Below are 16,290 nucleotides of genomic sequence, written 5' to 3' on the forward strand. Positions count from 1 at the left end.
AGATAGGAGATTGGAGCTTACGAATGTGAAATATTTGATATTTAATAATCACTTATTACAACCTGAAGCTACTTGCCTTCATTAATTGAAAATGAAAGTGGAATTGTGTACTGTACGTTAACTTTTTTACCATACTGAACGCCTGGTATCCAATGACCACTTGTTTTGTTAATAAGCCTGATACCTTCGTCGCTCAGTTCTTTCCCGGGCGAAGCAGCAGCATAGGCATTGCTTACAGCACCATCCTTAGTAATTACGAAGGTAATTGTTACCCTGCCGTGTATTTTGTTTCTGTAAGCCTGCTTAGGGTACCTTATGTTTGATCTCATAAACCAATCGAACCCACCAAACAAACCTTGTTTAAATTGCGGATCAACCTCCCGCTTTTGGTAGCGGTAGCTTTCCCCATTTCTAAATACTGACGTACCTGATAGTAGCACGCCATCTTTATACATTTCGGTTAATACAACCTTATTGCTATCTGTATGACACCTCCACAAGCTGTCTCTCATGCCATTTACCACCCGTCCTTCTTCATACAAGTTGCCTATGGCCTCATTGATCATCTTACAATAACCAAAACCATTTTTTACAGTTTGGTTACCCAATGTATCATAACTGGCCTGAATCAAAAAATTGCGGCCAATGTTAGGAATATCTTTTTCAGGCTCAGCATAAACGAGCGTTAATTGTAAATTGCCGTTTGGGTAATAAAAAATGTGTTCACCTACTGCCCGGCCCTTACTGTAACTTCCTGAACGTTTTACTGTATTGCCAGGATAGTAATCTGTGCAAAGACCGGTTCTGTAAAAAGTTTTTGATGATAGTGATTGCCCTATGCACTTTATACTACTGTCGCGGTAGTATTCTATTACGGGGTATAAGTTGGTTAAACTATCAATCTGCCCTATTTTTCTGATGTAGCTTGCGCTATCAATAGCTGATACTTCCTTATGTTTTGAATCTAAGTAAAACGTTTTTAACCCGCTTTGTGCAGTTGCTAATGAACCTGAAAATAGCACCAAGCAAACAACAATCCATTGCTTCATAAATAACTAGCTGTAATTAAGCTTACTTGGCCGGCGCCTTAACCGGCGTACCAAACGTAGCCGACACTACCCACGAGCTGGCTACCGGTAAACCATTTTGTATGGCAGGTTTCCACATTGGTGATGCGTTTATGGCGGCAACTATTGTTTTATTTATCTCGGGCGTTATGTTACCCAACATGCGGCCCTGACTTACTTTTCCGTTTTCATCAACCACAAAGGTTAATACGCTTTGGGTGCTTTTTTGCTTCAACGCAGCCGGGTACTTGAATTTCTTTTTAATATAAGCAACAAATGCCTCATCGCCACCTTTAAACTCGGGCGACTGGCGTCTTTTTGTATAAGTATACTTTACCCCGGCGGCATTAGTGGTAACCCCCGAAACAAATTTGCCATCTTTATAAGTATCTACATAGGTTACTTTTTGCTGCGGGTAATTACCACGCCAGGTACCATCAGGCCTGCCGTTTTTTATATCACCTTCTTCGCTTACAACACCTGAACTTGAATGATAGTCAATAAAGTGACCGTTTCCATTGGTAACAAGTTCCTTTCCAGCAGAATCAACACAGGTGATAATACGAGGACCATCAGCCGCTACACTTGCGGCAGTATCATACTCAAGCGTTAAATGTATTTTTCCGTTAGGGTGAAATAAAAATGCTGTGCCGAGTGGCTTTCCGTCAGCATAACTTACTACTGATTCGCGCTTACCGTTAACATAGTAACTAACGCATTGCTCTTGAAAAACAGGCGGGTCAATTGAGCTGGTTTTACCAATAAATTTGGGCTTGCTGTTGCGGTAATAATCACTGATACCAAACAAGGTAGAGCCCGAGTCGGGCAGGCTTATTACACGAATGTAGTCAGAACTGTCAACAACCGGCACTTTGGTACCATCGTACTTAAAATAAAAAACCGATTGAGTTTTGCTTTTTGCAGGAGCTTGCGCGTTACAATATGCAGCGGCAAACAAAAAGCATATAGCTAAAAGATACTTCATCATATAATCCGATTAATCAGGCGGGCCTAATCTATCGAATTAATTTATTATCTGTATCAGGGAAAATTAAAATTGGTTCGTATTTACGTGCTTCATCCATATCCATACTGGCGTAAGACATAATAATAACAATATCGCCCACCTGTGCCAGCCTAGCTGTTGCCCCGTTTAAGCATACAGTACCGCTACCGCGTTCTCCCTTTATTACGTAAGTTTCAAAGCGTGCGCCATTGTTGTTATTTACAATCTGCACCTTTTCATTCGGGATAATGTTGGCCGCCTCTATTAAATCCTCATCAATCGTTATACTGCCTACGTAATTCAGTTCGGCCTGAGTTATCTTGGCGCGATGGATTTTGGATTTTAAAACCTCAATAATCATAAAGCAAAGTTAGTAATTAAATACGAAGGCGTGATATCACCGTATTATCACATTATCAATAAGGCGCGTTTTACCTACCTGGGCAGCCACCAAAGCAACAATACTGTCACTGCCTGCCTGTGCCGGTTTAAGGGTATTACCGTCGGCAAGTTCAAAATATTCAAGTTGGGTATCCCCTTCATTGCTAATTAATTCAGCTGCATGGCTTTGAACATCATTTAAGGTAGCGCCTTTTTCAAAGGAGGATTTAGCTTCAAATAATGCCTGTGAAAGAACAAGTGCATGACGGCGATCAGTTTCTGTTAAATGGATATTACGTGAACTCATGGCAAGCCCGTCGGGTTCACGCTCTATAGGGCACATCACTAATTCTACAGGCGCATCAAGTAACTGTATCATACGGCGTATAACCATTACCTGCTGGTAGTCCTTCTGACCAAAGAAAGCTTTATTGGGTTCCACTATGCTAAACAGCTTGTTTACAACCTGGGTAACACCCTGGTAATGCCCAGGCCTGAATTTTCCTTCAAGCAAAGTTTCCAGTTCACCAATATCTAAATGCCAATTTTCATTGCCGGCATACATTTCATTTACTTCTGGGTTAAACAAAACATCGCAACCTGCCGCCTCAAGTTTCTCAATATCGGCCTCAATAGGTCGCGGATATTTTTCCAGATCTTTAGGGTCGTTAAATTGGGTGGGGTTCACAAATATGCTGCAAACAGTTACGTCACACTCCTGGCGTGCACGTTCAAGCAATGATAAATGCCCCTGGTGCAAGGCACCCATTGTGGGTACAAAACCAACGGTTTTTCCGGCAGCGCGAAGGGCATTGAGATGCTCTTTAAGGGCGTTTTTGGTGTTAAATACTTTCAACTAAAAACTAATTAAAAAAGTGGGCAAAGGTGTATAATAAGTTTGTTATTACCAAAACAAACTTGCATAAATCGTTGATAGTTCATAAGATAATGTGTATATTTGCACACTCAAATTTTATTTGAGGTCTTACATAAAACTTAATATTGATATAGAGATGGGTAAATCTAAGCTTCTGTTCATAACTCACGAAATGTCTCCCTTCCTTGAGCTCACAAAAATTTCTGAAATAACCCGCCAGCTGCCGCAAGCCATGCAGGACAAAGGTTTTGAAATTCGTATTTTGATGCCGAGGTTTGGAAATATTAATGAGCGCCGGAACAGGCTTCATGAGGTAATTCGTTTGTCGGGAATGAATATCATTATTAATGACAATGACAATCCGCTAATTATTAAAGTGGCCTCTATACCGGCAGCACGCATGCAGGTATATTTTCTGGACAACGAAGAGTACTTTCAACGCAAACACGTATTTAACGACAAAGACGGAAAGTTTTATGCCGATAACGATGAGCGCATGATCTTCTTCTGCAAGGGCGCATTGGAAACTGTTAAAAAGTTAGGCTGGTCGCCTGATATTGTACATTGCCACGGCTGGATGAGCGCACTGGTACCTACTTATTTGAAAACTACTTATAAAGATGATCCAACCTTTAAACACTCAAAGGTGGTTTACTCAATTTATAACAACGAGTTCAATGAGTCACTTGCTGCAGATTTTGCTCAAAAAGCAGTAATGAGCGATATGACTGAAAGCCATACTGAAATATTTAAAGCGGGCACTAACAATGCACTTCATGAGGGTGCAGTACAATACAGCGACGCTGTTGTACTTGCTACCGAAACCGTTGATGCAGATGTGTTAAATTATGTTAAAAACAGCCAAAAACCTGTTTTAGAATTCGAACAGACCGCTGATTTCGAAAATTATTACAATTTTTACGACGAAATAACCAATGATGAGTTGGTAAACGTTGCATAAAGATTTGAATAGATATATGAAATTTATGAGATTAGACTTATTAACCCTGTTGATAAGTCTTTTTATTTTAAACAGTTGCAAAAACCAAAATGATATTGGCTTGCCAATTGGCGACCAGGAAATTAATGGAACTTTGCTTGTTTATGATGATATACAGGTTAAAACTGATACAGAGAATGTTGTTTCTACAGCAAGAGTTGATTTAGGGCAATCAAATCCGGTGGCTAAAACGCCATTGGCATCTTTACGAGATCCGCGATTGGGTGAAATTACCTCCAATATAGCCACTGGTATTTACTTGCCTGGCCGCTCTGCTTACACCATTCCTACCGGAACAATTACTGCCGACTCTGTTGTATTGGAGCTTTATTATACGCAAGGCTTTTACGGTGATTCATTAAACTCAAAATTTAAGGTAAACGTATTCCAGTTAAAGGAAAAGCCCTTAAATCAAAACTACCAGGCTAACAAGCACTGGACTACCGAAAGTGATAATTGGGTAAACCCAAGTAAAGCCGGCCCATATAATGCAAGGCCAAACACCAACGTGAAGGTAACAGACGCCGTTGTTGGCAAAGCTGATACGGTGCGTAATGCTGCTCCGCATTTAAGAGTATCGTTACAGCCATCAAAAGTAACGCAGTACCTGTTCAATGCAGCAACTGTAACGGGTAATTCTACCTTTCAAAACAGCATCAGAGGGTTATACATAACCCTGCAACGCAATCAGCCATCTGAAACCGGCGCAAACCTGATGTTTAACCTTGATAACAGCGCCATAAAGGTTTATTACCGCGCTAACAATGGTGGTACTATTGATACAGGTGTAGTATCGTTAGGAATGGGCACTCATGTGGCTGAAATATCAAGAGCATTTTCAAGTGAGGTACAATCGGCTTTAAACAGCACCGCCACATCAAACGATTTATTTTACATTCAGGGCTTATTAGGATTACGTACTAAGGTAAGCATCCCGAATGTTAAAAATATGTTTGGCAACGTTGATTTGAAAACCATCGCCATTAACCGTGCCGAATTGGTTGTTTCACCAGAGCCCGGTACTGATTTGCCACCGTTTTTGCCATCACCACAATTAACGCTATACAAGCTGGCTAATACTTTGCAACGCCAGCAATTGCCTGATGCCGCAAGTGATGGCCGCTCGGTATATGATCCGCGCTTTTTCAGTTCTCTTGAATTTGGCGGCAATTACATCAAATCAAAAAAAGAATACCACTTTTTGGTAACCGGGTATTTGCAGGATTTGGTTAGCGGCAAAACGCAGGATTACGGCACTTACATAGGCGCTATTGATACACTGGCCAGGGCAACATTTGTTGATGTAGCCCCAAGCTTTCAATCGCCGGGAAGACTTATTGCCACAGGAAACAAAAAATCCTCGCCAACCAGAATCAAGCTGAATGTCATTTATACTAAAAATAACTAAATAAAAATTCCCTGCCTAGCGGGGATTTTTTTTGCAATAGTATATTTGGGACTTCTTAGTAAGATAGTATATACTGCTAACAGCATTTTTTCGTTTTAATACATTTTAATTCAATTTCATATTATGTGCGGAATTGTAGGTTACATAGGTCACAGAGATGCCTATCCCATTATAATTAAAGGCTTACACCGGTTAGAGTATCGTGGTTACGATAGTGCCGGCGTAGCTTTGCTAGATAAAGAACTTAAGGTTTACAAAAAAGCCGGCAAAGTAAGCGATTTAGAAAACTTTGTTAAGGGCATAAACACCCAGGCCACTTTAGGCATGGGTCATACACGTTGGGCTACACACGGTGCTCCAAGTGATCGTAATTCACACCCCCACTCATCAGGAAACCGTAAGCTGACAATTATACATAACGGCATTATTGAGAACTACGCTGTTATTAAAGAGGCTTTACTGGCTAAAGGGCACGTTTTTAAGAGCGATACCGACACCGAAGTTTTGATTCACTTTGTTGAGGATATACAAAACGAAACCGGCCTTGAATTAAGGGAGGCGGTGCGCATAGCTTTAACAAAAGTTGTAGGCGCTTATGCCATTGTTATTATGAGCACCGACGAACCCGACCAGATCATTGCAGCCCGCAAAGGCAGCCCGATGGTTATAGGCGTTGGTGAAGGTGAATATTTTGTAGCCTCTGATGCTACGCCTATAGTGGAGTATACCAAAAATGTAATTTATCTTAACGATAATGAAATTGCATATATACGCCGCGATGATTTACTTATCAAGAATATTGACAACACCGTTCAGGTACCATACATTCAACGGTTAGACATCCAGCTTGAGATGCTTGAAAAAGGCGGCTACGAGCACTTTATGCTAAAGGAGATATATGAACAGCCCCGCTCAATACGCGATTGTATGCGTGGCCGTATATACCCTCAGCAAGGTAAGGTGCAACTGGGTGGCTTAAAAGAGTATGCCGACAAGCTTAAAAACGTTGACCGCATTATTATAGTTGCGTGTGGTACATCATGGCATGCAGGTTTAGTAGGCGAATACCTTATTGAAGAATACGCACGTGTACCAGTTGAGGTTGAATACGCATCTGAATTCCGGTATCGTAATCCTATCATCAGCGAAAAGGATGTGGTAATAGCCATATCACAATCGGGCGAAACGGCCGATACCATGGCTGCCATTGAGCTGGCTAAAGAAAAGGGCGCTACCATTTTTGGTATTTGTAACGTAGTGGGTGCTTCTATCCCGCGTACTACGCATGCCGGGGTTTACACACATGCGGGCCCCGAAATTGGTGTAGCATCAACCAAGGCCTTCACCGCACAAGTGAGCGTTTTAACGCTTATTGCCTTTTACATTGCACAACAACGCGGCACCATTGCCCGTAACAAACTCATTGAGTATTTAACCGAGCTAAACGAAATACCTGAGCTTGTTGAAAAAGCCCTTAAAGCTAACGACCATATACAAAGCATTGCAGCGAAGTTTAAAGACAGCCGCAATTGCCTTTTCCTTGGGCGTGGAAGCTCTTTCCCGGTTGCTTTAGAAGGTGCATTAAAGCTAAAAGAGATATCATACATACATGCCGAAGGCTACCCTGCAGCTGAAATGAAGCATGGACCAATTGCCCTTATTGATGATGAAATGCCGGTAGTAGTAATTGCCACCAAGCACTCATCCTACGAAAAGGTTATCAGCAATATTCAGGAGGTAAAAGCCCGTGGCGGACATATAATTGCAATTGTAACTGAAGGTGATACCGAGGTAAAAGGCATGGCAGACTACGCCATTGAAATTCCTCAAACAGCCGAACCATTTGTACCGCTGTTAGCTACAATTCCACTTCAACTATTATCATACCACATTGCCGTAATGCGCGGTTGTAACGTTGATCAGCCCCGTAACCTGGCTAAGTCGGTAACTGTTGAATAATTAATACCGTTTAGTATCCATAAAAAAGAGCCGTCTTGCTATTAGCAGGACGGCTCTTTTTGTTAATTATGCGATAGAAATACTGTTGATTAAAGTTTAGCCACAAAACCACCGCTGGGGCGCAGCTTTATAGTAAGTACATCTTTCGGCGTAACGGTTTGCTCGTTTTTATTTACACTGGTGTTTGTTTCTCCATCGTATATCAGCATACCTTTAACAGGTTTTGTCAGGAAGTTAAGTGGTATCTTAACTTCACGTTCGTTGCCACCATTCATTACCCCTATCCACCATGAAGTACCTTTGCGGCGTGCATAGGCAACTACGTCACCTAAGCTACTGCATGATAGCACCCTTGTTTCATCCCAGGTGGTGGGTACCTGCTTAAATAAATCAAGCATAGGGTTTTCAAGGTATAATTGATATTTATCGGCAAAGTGAATTATTGGCGAGGTATAAACTATAGCTTGTGCAAATTCATGCGACCAGGTAAACTTTGTAGTGGCCAACTCATCGGGATTAAGTATAACTGATGTAAAATCGGCCGGACCATTAAGATAACGGGTGAACGGTACAGTTACGTCATGCTGTGGAGGCATAACCCTTTTGTACTTTGTCATGTGATATTCGTTGCCGCGTATGGCTTCACGGGTAATATCGTTAGGATAAGTACGATTGAGGCCGGTTGGCTTTACGCTGCCATGAAAGTTAAGCAACAGCTTTAGCCTGGCACAGTCCTGCTGCGTTTCCGCATACCACTGCATTATGTCGGCATCAGCATCAGGAATAAAGTCAATTTTGATACCTACGGCACCGGCATCTTTAACCTTTTGTAGGTAGGCACGGCGCTCAGGTGCTTTCCTAAACTCTTTTGAATCAACCCAAACTAATGATTTTACACCTACGGTTTTCCCATAGTCAATCACTTCTTTCAGCAATTGCCACTGATCTTTGCCGGGCTGTCTCCAGTTACGCCACCCATCGTCAACCAGGTAATATTCCCAGGTAAGTTTTGCAGCGGCATTATACCAGTTTTGCTGATCTTCAAATTTTGGTGCGCCTACGCTCCACCACTGCCATAAGCTACGACCAGGCTTAACCCATGAAAAGTCGCTTCCTTTAGCAGGCGGCGGACATAGGTTGGTAATTAAATCAGAGTTAACCAATTCGTTTAATGACCGCGCAATAAGCGTTGTACGCCAAGGCGACACCATTTTGCCTTTATATGTTCCGTTTAAGTAAACATCCTTTGATGGTTGTATTACATTCCATCCCTTTTCAGCAAAGGGATAGGCTACGCTGAAGGTATTACCGGTGCGGGTGAGCGCCATATCGGCAAAGCTTTCACAGTCGGCTTCGGATAAAGCAACGTAATAATTCCCGGCCTGAAAAGTTACGGGCGGCATTATAACCTTCCCTTCGGGCACTTCATTAAGTGGAGTCACATAATTTACACCCTCGTAGCTCTGATGAAAATCAGCCCAGGCTACCTTCTTTACATTCTGTGGCAAGGCCCAGGCAGTGCATTCGGCGTCAATATGTTTCAGGGCAGATGCAATGATATATCTTATAGCAACACCATCATTATAAACCCTTACAATAAGTGCCATTGATTTACCCTGAGCCGTAAACGGAATTTGAGCTTCATTGGCATGATTAACGGCTTTTGTATGACTGCCTATAACAGGGTAACTTTCATTTATGATGCTTACTATAGCTTTACCCGTTATTTTCGCATTTTCTCCCAAATTTTCACCATCAGCTACCAAACCCAGCGCCGATTTGTTGATGATGGATTGGTTATCTGCCTTAACCGCATAACTCAGCTTTTTATCAGCACTTGTTACGGTTAATACAATTCGTTTATCCGGGCTTGATATGTTAACTGTTTGGCTTTGTGAAAAAGCTGATGTAGCAGCAAAAATCAGTAAAGCTACTGTAGCGGCTTTTAATATTCTCATTTATTTTAAGGTATCGGAAATTATGTAATACTGATTATTCGTTTGAAGAAACAAGGAGCATTGCTCCTGAGAGCAATGCTGAAACTATTTACTTGTTAAAGTAATTACGCCGTTTTTCAGGCCTTTGCCTGAGGCTGTAAAGGTGATTTTTCCGAGCTTTTCGGCTGATTGTACGGTTGCCACCAACATACCACTAAATGCATTCATTTGCGGCTTGTGGAAGGGTTGCAAGTTGGTAGCATCGCCATTGGCTACTACCTTGTAACTACCTGCACCAGCTACTTTAAAGCTTAATAAATTAGTTGCATCAGGGCATAGGTTACCATTGGCATCACAAACCTTTGCGGTAATGTACGATAGATCTTTACCATCGGCATCAATGGTTGCGCGGTCGGCCGTTAACTCAATGTGATGTGGTTTGCCGGCTGTTTTAATAGTTTGTTCGGCAGCAATTTTGCCGTTAGCGTCATAAGCGACAACCTTAATATTTCCGGGCTGATAAACAACATCTTTCCACATTAAGCGGTAGCGGTTTTGATTGCTGGCCTTGCTTTTTTCCTGCTTGCCCATGCTTTTACCATTTACAAATAACTCGGCCGATGGATAGCTTGTGTAGCAAAAAACAGGGGTAACCTGCCCTTCCCGGCCCGGGAATGTCCAGTGTGGAAGTACATGCAGGGTTGGTTTTTCGGTATTCCAGTTAGCACGGTATAAGTAAAAGCGATCTTTAGGTAAACCGGCCAAATCAATAATACCAAAATATGAGCTGTGCGACGGCCATTTGGTATCATAAGGTGTAGGTTCTCCTAAATAATCAAATCCCGTCCATACAAATTCACCAATTACAAATTTCAAGTCATCCTGCTTTACAAATTCATCATCAGGCACCTGCGACCACGGGCAAGCCTCAAAGTCATATGATGAGCTTTGATTATCATCGTATTGCTTTTCTTTGTAAAATTCAACCGGGAATTTATAAACACCTCTTGAGCTAACGGTTGAGGCTGTTTCTGTACCTAAAATAAATCCTTGAGGCAGTTTCAGGTTAGCTTCTTCGTAGCGGGCGGGTTTGTAATTAAACCCTGCAATATCCATTACAGCTGCAAAGTTGTTGGTAAGAGCGGCATCAATTTTATCCATACCCACAGTTACCGGACGGCTTGGGTCTTCGCGGTGGCAAATGTCTTGCAAAAACTTGGCAATTTTCTGGCCGTTTGCAGCACGCTGATCGGGCACTTCGTTACCAATGCTCCACATGATAACGCTGGGGTGATTACGGTCGCGATGAATCATGTTCACCATATCTTTTTCGGCCCATTGATCAAAATAATTGCTGTAGCCGTTTTTCACCTTGGGTGTCTTCCACTCATCAAATGATTCAACCATCATCATAAAGCCCATTTCATCGCAAAGCTCAACCAGCTCCGGAGCAGGCATATTATGTGAGGTACGGATGGCATCGCAACCCATATCTTTTAAAATAGCCAGCTGCCTGCGTAGTGCAGCTTTATTAATGGCGGCACCCAATGGCCCTAAATCATGATGATTACATACGCCTTTAAACTTGCGTACTTTGCCGTTCAAAAAAAAGCCGTTGCCCGCTTCAAACTTAATTGAGCGTATACCAAATTTGGTAGTGTATTCATCAACCAGTTTGCTGCCATCATAAACCTTTGAAGTTGCAGTGTAAAGCACCGGTGTTTCAGGCGACCATAGCTGAGGGCTTTTAACAGCAATGCTTTGTGAAAATGTATTTAAATCTGTTTGAGCCAATGTTGATGAACCTTCGGCCACTTGTTTACCCTGCGGGTCGGTAATAGATGTTACCAGCTTAAGTGCACTGAAATTATTTGCCGTTACCTTGGTTTGTATTTGTACGCGGGCAAAATCTTTTTCAATAACAGGAGTAGTAATGTATGTTCCCCAAACAGGTATATGAGCATCGTTTGTAACCACCAGGTGTACATTACGGTACAAACCTGCGCCCGGATACCAGCGCGATGACTGTGGCTTGTTTTCAAGACGAACAGCCAAAATGTTATCAGCACCGGGTTTTAAGTAATTGGTTACATCAAAGTGAAAAGAGTTGTAACCATAAGGCCACATGCCAACCTCTTTGCCGTTTACATAGACTTTGGCATTGCTCATGGCTCCATCAAAAATTAGTGAAGCCTTTTTACCTGCAGCAAATTGAGGGGCACTAAACTTAAGCCTGTACCAGCCTATACCAATAAACGGCAAACCACCTGTACGGCCCGACTTAACCGATGCCGTTTGCTCGCCGTTTTGTTCAATTTTTACTTTCTGAATGTCGTTATTACCATCAAACGGCCCTTTAATAGCCCAATCATGCGGAATAGTAACCGTTTCCCACTTTTTATCATTAAAGGTTGGGTTAGCGGCATCAGCCTGCTCTCCACGGGTAAATGCCCAGCCTTTGTCTAACAGGTATTCTTTGCGTTCTTGTGCCTTTAGCTTATACGCACTAATTGTTAGCACTGCCGGCGCTAGGATGGCAGTTAGCAATAAACGTTTCATTAAGTAATTTTTGGGTTGGTGAGCCCGCAAATTACAAATTTATTTTAAAGTGTAGGGTTGACCGTTAATCACCACATTCTCAAGCTTAACACCCTGATACGCGGTTTTAATACCCGGCTTTTTAGCGGTTGCCTCAATGTTAGAAAACGTTATGCCCGATACTTTATCATTGGGATTGCCTTGTATTTGCGCTACCTGGTCGCACTCAATTTTAATATTGCGGATGGTAATATCATTTACGGTGCCAAATGGTTTTTCGGTGCTGCCACCTAAGTCAAAAAACTGTTTCCATGGCGCAATTTCAAATATTACGCCGGCTTTGCCGGTAATATTCTCAACAGTGATTTGCTCAAAATGCTGGTAAGTGTCGGGGCGCATTTTAAAGCGAAAAAGCGGCGTTGTACTATTGATTTTGCAGTTACGCATTACCACGTTACGGGCATGTATACTCTCGCTCCCAAAAGTAAGCGCCGCGTGCGATTCACCAAACGTACAGCCCTCTACCAACACATTTTCAACAATACCATTTTCGGGCAGCTTATGGGCGGTAGGCCCTTTACCACCTTTAATGCAAACACCATCATCATTTACTGATATATAGCAATTGCGCACGGTTACATTTTTACAAACGTCAATATCAACGCCATCGGTGCTTGGAGCAGGCACTGGCTTGTAAGGCGAGCGTATGTCACAATCCTCTATAACAACGTTGTTGCTTTGATACAGGTGAGTTGTCCAAAAACCGGAGTTATGCAGCTTAACGTTTTTGATTTTTACTTTATTGCTTCCCCAGATAAAAACAAGGCGCGGGCGATGAACCTCAAGGTTGGTGGCCTCTTTGCCTACACGTTTCATTGAATCGCGGTAGAACCAAAAGTAGTTCCAGAACTTTGCACCGTTGCCGTTAATAGTACCCGGACCCGTAATACTAAAGCCAGGTACTTTATAAGCGTTAACCAAAGCTGCGTAATAATTTTGCGAACGTCCTTCCATACGCGATGGGATAAGCGGATAGTTTGCAATGTTGTCTGATCCTTTAAGCACTGCGCCGTTCTCCAACCGCAATTTGGTTTTAGGCTTAAAAAACAAGGCACCGCTCAAAAAGGTACCTTTTGGAATGACTACTGTGCCACCTTTTTTTGCAGCCCTGTCAATTACCGCCTGTATTGCTTTAGTATTTAATTTAGTGCTGTCGCCGTTTTTTACACCATATTTGGTTATAACATAATCCTGCGCATGTGCAGCAAACGCTAGTGTTGCCAAACCGGCTATAAAAAGTATTTTCCTGATCATATATACTGATTTATCGTTTTTTATAATTGAGCCTGAACTCTACTGTTTACGGTTATTGATAAGTAGTTTCGGTGCTATTGTTTAAGGTATACTCCGGCTTGTTTCCGTTAAGGGTTTTGACATTTACAAATCTTACATTTTGCGCATCATTTACTACTACCTTGGCACCATCAGGCAGCATTATGTTGTTGAACCTAACGTTTTTAAGTTTATGCATCGCATCTTTAAACCCGTTAATGTTAATGACAGGATCTTTTAACGTAGCCTTAGTTAAATCAATGTTGGCGAATTTGAAGTTTTCAAACATAGGTGGCTCGGGAGCCGCGGCGCCGTCATTATTATAGTTTAATGCCGAAAATATAGTGATCTTCAGCAGCTGGCAATCAGTTACGGTTACGTTTTTAACGTAGCCTCCCCGCTCTTTGGTGCCTTTTATTTGCATGCCATGCAAAAGGGCCCCAGCGGTACAGTCTCTAACTAACACATCGCTTACCCCTCCCGACATTTCACTACCTATTGATATGCCATGCCCACGAGTAAAATCACAGTATGTTATTTGTACATTACGGGTTGGCCGGCCAATAGTATAGCCCTCAGGGTTTTTGCCAGACTTAATAGCAATGCAATCATCACCGGTTGAAAACGAGCAGTTGAAAATGTAACTATCATCAGATGAATCAGGGTCTAATCCGTCGCCGTTGTGAGCGTTACTCACTATATTCATGTCATGGCATGTGATGCCTTTGCTATATATGTAATGAATAGTCCAGCAAGGCGAATCTTTTATTTGCAGTCCCTGTAACTCAACATCTTTACAATTCAGCAGCATGATTAAGCGGCCTCGGCTGCGCATACCATGTTTCGCAATCATCGCCTTTCCTAAAGCTCCTCCTCCGCCACTAATAGTACCCTCGCCCTTTATTGATATTTGGCTGGTTGTATAATTGCCCTTGCTGTCCATTGTACCTGCGTTAATAAGGCTTGCATAGGTTTTCATTTCCCAGCCCTCAAAGCGGTTGTTAATAAACGGCTCGTAATCTTCGGTATTAGCGCTTCCTTTAAGTGTACCGCCTTTATTAATTTGCAACGTCATGCGGCTTTTTAAAAACAGCGCGCCACTTACAAAAGTTCCTTCAGGTATAATTACGGTGCCATACTCATCACAAGCATCAATTGCTTTTTGTATTGCTTTAGTATTTAAGGTAATACCATCGCCTTTGGCACCAAAATCAGTAACAGTTATCACTTTGCCCTGTGGTGTTGTGGTAAACTTAACAGCTTTTCCCGCTGCTGATAGTTTTCCGGCGGCATCTTCAGCTTTTATTGCACAGCTATATGTTTGTAACTGATTGAGACCTGCAATGATGTAATTGGTTTTATTTGTTGTACCAACTTCTTTACCATTAAGCATAACGTGATAAAGAGTGCTGCCTGCGGTGTTTTCCCAAACCATAGTGGCCGATGTAGCCGAAATGGTTCCGGGTGCTGCAAGCAATTGCTTTGGTGCCGTGGCTGCATAACCCAAAATTGCGGCATGTAAAAAGAGGACAAACAGGAATAGACGGTTTTTCATTATACAGGTTAATTGGCATGGTAAAACTAATTTTTAGGTTTTTATTAGCCATCCTGCTCCGTCTTGATAACAAGCTTTAAAGCTGGTAAAAAAAGAAAAGGGCCGCTTATTTAAGCGACCCTTGTATAATTATTAAGCTAACTGTATTTTACTTTTTTTGGTTACGTTAACAGGCTGCGGAACCTTAACATAATAGCCCGTACCGTCATAAACCCTTTTACGTGGATGGCTTTGGCAACTGGCAGAGCAACAGCCTTCCATTTGCGTGCCGCATTCGTCACACTGTGTAAAGTGCTCGTTACACTCAGGGTTAGCACAATTAATCATTTTGTCAGTTGCCTTACCGCAATTATAACAGGTTGATACTACCGTTGGATTTACGCTGTTTACATCAACCGTTAAGCGGTTGTCAAACACGTAGCACTTTCCGTCAAAATCCTCACCCCCGGCTTCTTTACCATATTTAATAATGCCACCATGCAACTGGTAAACATTCTCAAAACCTTCATGCAGCAAAAGAGCCGAAGCCTTTTCGCACTTAATGCCTCCTGTACAATAGGTAAGTATTTTTTTGTCCTTATACTTTGCCAGCTCGTTTATTTTTGAAGGGAAATCGCGAAAGTTTTCAATATCCAGCGTAACGGCATTCTTGAAGCGACCAACTGAGTGCTCATAGTTAGAGCGTACATCCAACACAATCACATCCTCATCATCCTTCATGGCTAAAAACTCAGCAGGCTCTAAATGCTTACCAGTTTGCTTTTTAGGATCAATGATATTAGGATCACGCAGGCCAGAGTGTACGATTTCAGACTTGTAGCGAACATGCATCTTCACAAAAGACGGTTCATCTACTTCATCAATTTTAAACTCAGTAGCGTTAAACCTACCATCGGCGTAGATGGCATCCATGTAGGCTTTACAAGCCACGGGCGTGCCCGATACGGTACCATTTAAACCTTCATCGGCTACAATAATGCGCCCGGTTAAATTTAAGCTTTTACAAAATTTTAAATGATCGGCAGCAAATTGCTCCGCATCAGCTATTGTTGAGTAACAATAGTAAAGTAAGGTGTTGTACTTTGCCATAAAACATTGATACTGCTGCAAACAGCGTTTAATGAGCTGCAAAGGTAAGATTTTGAGCGCCGATGTGCAAGTGGATGTGCAGATGAGCAACTAATGCAAACGGTTACCTGTTTGCACATTGCAATTACTCACCTACACATT

12 protein-coding genes are annotated in these 16,290 nt (G+C 42.1%); 3 read left to right on the forward strand and 9 right to left on the reverse strand.

The features are described 5' to 3' along the window. Positions 1 to 68 precede the first annotated feature (68 nt). The 4 genes from GO816_RS13670 to panC are packed head-to-tail and all read right to left on the reverse strand — an operon-like array spanning position 69 to position 3,310. Positions 69 to 1,049 carry an energy transducer TonB gene (locus GO816_RS13670; RefSeq protein ID WP_157542495.1) on the reverse strand — a complete coding sequence of 327 codons (981 nt, stop codon included), beginning with the start codon at positions 1,047 to 1,049 and terminating at the stop codon, positions 69 to 71. A 22-nt stretch (positions 1,050 to 1,071) separates the two neighbouring features. Further along, positions 1,072 to 2,055: a toxin-antitoxin system YwqK family antitoxin gene (locus GO816_RS13675; RefSeq protein WP_157542496.1), complete on the reverse strand. Its 984-nt coding sequence runs from the start codon at positions 2,053 to 2,055 to the stop codon at positions 1,072 to 1,074. 28 nt (positions 2,056 to 2,083) lie between these two features. Then, a complete protein-coding gene (gene panD / locus GO816_RS13680) occupies positions 2,084 to 2,434 on the reverse strand; it encodes an aspartate 1-decarboxylase (protein WP_157542497.1) in 351 nt (116 codons plus the stop codon). Between the two features lie 36 nt (positions 2,435 to 2,470). Next, entirely contained in the window at positions 2,471 to 3,310 is an 840-nt protein-coding gene (panC, locus tag GO816_RS13685; RefSeq protein ID WP_157542498.1) for a pantoate--beta-alanine ligase, read from the reverse strand. 157 nt (positions 3,311 to 3,467) lie between these two features. Between panC and GO816_RS13690 the strand changes: the two genes are divergently transcribed. From GO816_RS13690 to glmS, 3 genes are all read left to right on the forward strand, one after another. Next, on the forward strand, positions 3,468 to 4,292 hold the full coding sequence (locus tag GO816_RS13690) for a glycogen/starch synthase (RefSeq protein ID WP_157542499.1): 825 nt from the start codon (positions 3,468 to 3,470) through the stop codon (positions 4,290 to 4,292). A gap of 16 nt (positions 4,293 to 4,308) precedes the next feature. Next, positions 4,309 to 5,739: a DUF4270 family protein gene (locus GO816_RS13695; protein ID WP_157542500.1), complete on the forward strand. Its 1,431-nt coding sequence runs from the start codon at positions 4,309 to 4,311 to the stop codon at positions 5,737 to 5,739. A 123-nt stretch (positions 5,740 to 5,862) separates the two neighbouring features. Then, positions 5,863 to 7,698 carry a glutamine--fructose-6-phosphate transaminase (isomerizing) gene (gene glmS / locus GO816_RS13700; protein WP_157542501.1) on the forward strand — a complete coding sequence of 612 codons (1,836 nt, stop codon included), beginning with the start codon at positions 5,863 to 5,865 and terminating at the stop codon, positions 7,696 to 7,698. Between the two features lie 89 nt (positions 7,699 to 7,787). Here glmS and GO816_RS13705 read toward each other — a convergent pair whose 3' ends face one another. The 5 genes from GO816_RS13705 to trhO form a co-directional block, all read right to left on the reverse strand. Further along, entirely contained in the window at positions 7,788 to 9,656 is a 1,869-nt protein-coding gene (locus GO816_RS13705) for a glycoside hydrolase family 97 protein (protein WP_157542502.1), read from the reverse strand. A gap of 84 nt (positions 9,657 to 9,740) precedes the next feature. Next, a complete protein-coding gene (galB, locus tag GO816_RS13710) occupies positions 9,741 to 12,194 on the reverse strand; it encodes a beta-galactosidase GalB (protein ID WP_157542503.1) in 2,454 nt (817 codons plus the stop codon). Positions 12,195 to 12,233: 39 nt separating this feature from the next. Beyond that, positions 12,234 to 13,487 carry a glycoside hydrolase family 28 protein gene (locus tag GO816_RS13715; RefSeq protein WP_157542504.1) on the reverse strand — a complete coding sequence of 418 codons (1,254 nt, stop codon included), beginning with the start codon at positions 13,485 to 13,487 and terminating at the stop codon, positions 12,234 to 12,236. Between the two features lie 52 nt (positions 13,488 to 13,539). Then, on the reverse strand, positions 13,540 to 15,060 hold the full coding sequence (locus GO816_RS13720) for a glycoside hydrolase family 28 protein (RefSeq protein ID WP_157542505.1): 1,521 nt from the start codon (positions 15,058 to 15,060) through the stop codon (positions 13,540 to 13,542). Between the two features lie 132 nt (positions 15,061 to 15,192). Then, positions 15,193 to 16,149, reverse strand: coding sequence for an oxygen-dependent tRNA uridine(34) hydroxylase TrhO (gene trhO / locus GO816_RS13725; RefSeq protein WP_157542506.1), 957 nt, complete (start codon positions 16,147 to 16,149; stop codon positions 15,193 to 15,195). Positions 16,150 to 16,290 lie beyond the last annotated feature (141 nt).

This window comes from Mucilaginibacter aquatilis (assembly GCF_009755275.1).
Classification (GTDB): Bacteria; Bacteroidota; Bacteroidia; order Sphingobacteriales; family Sphingobacteriaceae; genus Mucilaginibacter; species Mucilaginibacter aquatilis.

Coding starts and splice junctions, on each gene's coding strand:
- GO816_RS13670 (WP_157542495.1), bottom strand. CDS start 1,049: ATGAAGCAATGGATTGTTGTTTGCTTGGTGCTATTTTCAGGTTCATTA.
- GO816_RS13675 (WP_157542496.1), bottom strand. CDS start 2,055: ATGATGAAGTATCTTTTAGCTATATGCTTTTTGTTTGCCGCTGCATAT.
- panD (WP_157542497.1), bottom strand. CDS start 2,434: ATGATTATTGAGGTTTTAAAATCCAAAATCCATCGCGCCAAGATAACT.
- GO816_RS13690 (WP_157542499.1), top strand. CDS start 3,468: ATGGGTAAATCTAAGCTTCTGTTCATAACTCACGAAATGTCTCCCTTC.
- GO816_RS13695 (WP_157542500.1), top strand. CDS start 4,309: ATGAAATTTATGAGATTAGACTTATTAACCCTGTTGATAAGTCTTTTT.
- glmS (WP_157542501.1), top strand. CDS start 5,863: ATGTGCGGAATTGTAGGTTACATAGGTCACAGAGATGCCTATCCCATT.
- GO816_RS13705 (WP_157542502.1), bottom strand. CDS start 9,656: ATGAGAATATTAAAAGCCGCTACAGTAGCTTTACTGATTTTTGCTGCT.
- galB (WP_157542503.1), bottom strand. CDS start 12,194: ATGAAACGTTTATTGCTAACTGCCATCCTAGCGCCGGCAGTGCTAACA.
- GO816_RS13715 (WP_157542504.1), bottom strand. CDS start 13,487: ATGATCAGGAAAATACTTTTTATAGCCGGTTTGGCAACACTAGCGTTT.
- GO816_RS13720 (WP_157542505.1), bottom strand. CDS start 15,060: ATGAAAAACCGTCTATTCCTGTTTGTCCTCTTTTTACATGCCGCAATT.
- trhO (WP_157542506.1), bottom strand. CDS start 16,149: ATGGCAAAGTACAACACCTTACTTTACTATTGTTACTCAACAATAGCT.